Annotated in this window: 2 protein-coding genes; one reads left to right on the plus strand and one right to left on the minus strand. The window is 70.1% G+C overall.

What is annotated here, in order from left to right; translation table 11 throughout:
* Window positions 1–418: 418 nt before the first annotated feature.
* Window positions 419–1,114 (minus strand): metal-dependent transcriptional regulator, encoded by a 696-nt coding sequence (locus Q7F20_RS18365; protein ID WP_305741496.1) that lies wholly within the window; start codon window positions 1,112–1,114, stop codon window positions 419–421.
* 186 nt (window positions 1,115–1,300) lie between these two features.
* Between Q7F20_RS18365 and serC the strand changes: the two genes are divergently transcribed.
* Window positions 1,301–2,416, plus strand: coding sequence for a phosphoserine transaminase (gene serC, locus Q7F20_RS18370; RefSeq protein ID WP_305741497.1), 1,116 nt, complete (start codon window positions 1,301–1,303; stop codon window positions 2,414–2,416).
* Window positions 2,417–2,471 lie beyond the last annotated feature (55 nt).

Below are 2,471 nucleotides of genomic sequence, written 5' to 3' on the forward strand. Positions count from 1 at the left end.
CGCACCGGGGTGACGGCGCGGGTCCGGCGGGCCGGGGTGGTCGCGGACCCGTCTTGGCGGGCGGCCCGGCGCGAGAGCGGGGCGGCGGTGGCGTTCGCGGTGTTCGTCGGGTTCGCGGGCGTCTGGTCGTCCGCGGCGGAACCGGTCTGCGTCAAGGGGTGTCTCCGGCGTCTCGTCACCACCGCCAGCGGGGGTGATCGCCGACCGTGCAACCCCATCCGTTCGTCATCGTTTCCGATCGAGACAGGAGACGGGTTCGAGACGTCCTGTCACGGGTCCTGGGCCTCGTGGGCGGCCCGGGGACTCGACGAGTGTACGTGGCGACCGTTACCTTGTCGAGATGAAAACGCCGGTTTGTAACGGAACGGTAAAGAAGCCCTGATCAGACCGCGATTGCGCCCGTCACCCCTGAATTGGGTCAGGAACGCTCGATGTAGACGTGCTGCGCGACCTCGGTGGGCAGCTCGATGCCCGCGTCCTCGCCGTCGACGCGCACGGCGACGTACGCCCCGGCACGCTGCACGCTCGCGATCCGACCGGGCATCACGCCGGCGGACCGCAACTGGTGGAGGAGCTCCGGTTCGAACTGCACGGGCTCGCCGAGGCGTCGGATGACCCCCGTCGCGACGGCGTCCGTGCCCTCGGTCGCGGCGACGATGTTCTGCACACCGTCGAGGAAGCCTGGGGCCGCCGGGCCACCGATCTCGGCGAGACCCGGGATCGGGTTGCCGTACGGCGACTCGGTCGGGTTGCCGAGCATCTCGAGCAGGCGGACCTCGACCTGCTCGCTCATCACGTGCTCCCACCGGCAGGCCTCGTCGTGGACGAACGCCCAGTCGAGTCCGATGACGTCGGAGAGCAGGCGCTCGGCGAGGCGGTGCTTGCGCATCACGTGCGTCGCACGCGAGCGACCTTCGTCGGTGAGTTCGAGGTGCCTGTCACCCGAGACGACGACGAGTCCGTCGCGCTCCATGCGGGCGATGGTCTGCGAGACGGTGGGGCCCGAGTGTCCGAGGCGCTCCGAGATGCGCGCACGCAGCGGCACGATCGCCTCTTCCTCGAGGTCGAGGATGGTGCGAAGGTACATCTCCGTGGTGTCGACGAGATCGGTCACGGTCCGCCTCTCATGTCTGGGCCCAGCGCGCCCCACCCTACTTGTTCGAGGCGACATCGAACGACCAACACTTGCACGGCGCAAGAAAGTCCCCGCGTCGTGCGGCCAGGAGGCGCGGCGTCGGTCCGCCCCGTCCGGCCGGTGCACGGTCACTCGCGCTGGGATACCGCTCGGTAGGATCGGTGCATGGCAGACATCGTCATCCCCGCCGAACTCCTCCCGACAGACGGCCGCTTCGGCTGCGGACCGTCCAAGATCCGCGGCGCGCAGCTCGAGTCCCTCGTGACCCGCGGCGCGACGATCCTCGGCACGTCCCACCGGCAGAAGCCCGTGAAGGACCTCGTGGGAAGTGTCCGATCGGGGCTCGGCGACCTGTTCGACCTCCCCGACGGCTACGAGGTCGTCCTCGGCAACGGCGGCTCCACCGCGTTCTGGGACGCCGCCGCGTTCGGGCTCATCGAGCGTCGTGCCGAGAACCTGTCGTTCGGCGAGTTCGGCTCGAAGTTCGCCAAGGCCGCCGGAGCCCCGTGGCTCGAGGCGCCGCACGTGGTCGAGGCCCCCGGTGGCTCCCTCGCCTCGCTCGAGATCGTCGAGGGCGTGGACGTCTACGCCTACCCGCACAACGAGACCTCGACCGGGGTCATGGCGCCGGTCGTCCGCGCCGACGGCGACGCCGGTGCCCTCACCGTCGTCGACGCCACGAGCGCCGCCGGTGGTGCCGCGTTCGACGTCAGCGCCACGGACGTCTACTACTTCGCCCCGCAGAAGAACTTCGCCTCGGACGGCGGCCTCTGGCTCGCCCTCTTCTCCCCCGCGGCGATCGAGCGCGTCGAGCGGATCGCCGCGAGCGGCCGGTACATCCCCGAGTTCCTCTCGCTCAAGAACGCCGTCGACAACTCCCGCTTGAACCAGACGCTCAACACCCCGGCGCTCGCGACCCTGATCCTGCTCGACGACCAGATCCGCTGGATCAACGAGTCCGGCGGCATCGCGTGGGCGGACACCCGGACGAAGACCTCGTCGTCGACGCTCTACGACTGGGCCGAATCGGTCGACTACGCAACGCCGTTCGTGACCGACCCCGCCGCCCGGTCGCAGGTCGTCGCCACGATCGACCTGGACGACTCGATCGACGCGAAGGCCGTCGCCGCGACGCTCCGCCAGAACGGGATCGTCGACACGGAGCCCTACCGCAAGCTCGGCCGCAACCAGCTCCGGATCGCGACCTTCACGGCGATCGACCCGGACGACGTCGCGAAGCTCGTGCGGGCGATCGACTTCACGGTGGACGCCCTGCGCTGACCCGGCGCCCGACCACGCAGGACAGCCGCAGCCCCACGGATCCCGTGGGGCTGCG

This window comes from Curtobacterium sp. A7_M15, assembly GCF_030705415.1.
Classification (GTDB): domain Bacteria; phylum Actinomycetota; class Actinomycetes; order Actinomycetales; family Microbacteriaceae; genus Curtobacterium.

Coding starts and splice junctions, on each gene's coding strand:
- serC (WP_305741497.1), top strand. CDS start 1,301: ATGGCAGACATCGTCATCCCCGCCGAACTCCTCCCGACAGACGGCCGC.